Annotated in this window: 2 protein-coding genes; both read right to left on the bottom strand. The window is 72.2% G+C overall.

The genetic code is table 11. From position 1 onward, the window contains the following. Positions 1-168: lycopene cyclase family protein (locus EHS43_RS44910; protein ID WP_260471026.1), on the bottom strand; the 168-nt coding region annotated here is incomplete at its 3' end. An 86-nt stretch (positions 169-254) separates the two neighbouring features. Continuing rightward, positions 255-842: an RNA polymerase sigma factor gene (locus EHS43_RS44905; protein ID WP_125196094.1), complete on the bottom strand. Its 588-nt coding sequence runs from the start codon at positions 840-842 to the stop codon at positions 255-257. Positions 843-1,175 lie beyond the last annotated feature (333 nt).

Genomic DNA, 1,175 nt, shown 5'->3' with positions numbered 1-1,175 from the left:
CACGAGGACGACGGAGGGGCCGCGCGTGCCGGGCTCGGGGCGGGAGAGGCGGTGGGCCAGGGACAGACCCGCGGCCCCCGCTCCGATGATGGCGACGTCCGCCTCGTACATCTCCGGGTCACTCCCTCCGTGCGGCCGCCGTGTGCCGCGGCGGTGTTCCGGTGGCAGTACCCGTGCGGATGCGGATGTCACCTGCTTCGCCCGGCGGGTGCCGCCGACCGCGGGCGCGGGAGTGCGTCGGTTCTGCGTCGTTGTCACGCGGCGCACTCGACGAGCTCATCCTTGCCGAGCCGGCCGGCGAGGCGGCGCAGGCCGCGCCGCGCGTGGCTCTTGACCGTTCCCAGCGGCCAGCCGGTGAGTTCGGCGATCTGGGTCTGGGTGAGGTCGTCGTAGAAGGCGAGGTTGAGCACCTGGCGCTGCGGTGCCGGCAGCAGGGCCATCTCGTCGGCCAGCAGGACCCGGTCGAGGGCGGCCTCCGGCCGTACGGCCTCGTCGTCGGCCCTGAGCAGCAACTGGGCGCCCGCGGCGGCGACGAGTTCGTTGCGCCGGGTGCGGGCGGCGAGCGCGTCGGCGATCTTCCGGCGGGCGATGCCGGTCAGCCAGCCGGGCAGGGTGCCGCGCTCCGGAGCGAATCCGGCGCGGCCCCGCCACGCGGCGAGGAACACCAGCTGGGTGACGTCCTCCGCCTCCTTGGCGTCCCCCAGGGAGCGCCTGGCGAGGGCATGGATCAGGGGGCCCCACCGGCTGTGCACGACCGTGAGGCATGCCTCGTCCCCGTTGAGGAACCCCTCCACGAGATCGCTGTCGTCGATGTCCCCGCCGGTTCGCTGTGCGGTCGTCATCGTCACTCCTCCGCTGGGCCTGGGGGTCGCCGAGAGCAACCGCGGCCCTTCCACCCTGCGGATTACGCGCAGGTGGGGCAACTTGCATCGACTTCGCATCGAATCGCGGAGGAAAGGTGGAAGACATGGGGAGCGGGACCCGGTGCCTGACTTCCCTTCCTCAACCTTTCCGCCCCGCATCCGTCTTTGCCACCCGAGCAGAAGCGGTCATGACGACGCAGCTGCGATCACGAGGATCTTGATGAGGGGAACCGGCATGAGCTCCACCGTGGCCAAGGACCACCACGCGGACCGGAGTCCGTGCGCACACCCGCCCGCCGAGCCGCCCTCCCC

Source organism: Streptomyces sp. RP5T, assembly GCF_003933965.1.
Taxonomy (GTDB): Bacteria; Actinomycetota; Actinomycetes; order Streptomycetales; family Streptomycetaceae; genus Streptomyces.
The sequence above is the reverse complement of the archived record's forward strand: the minus strand, read 5'-3'. Positions and strand labels throughout refer to the sequence as shown.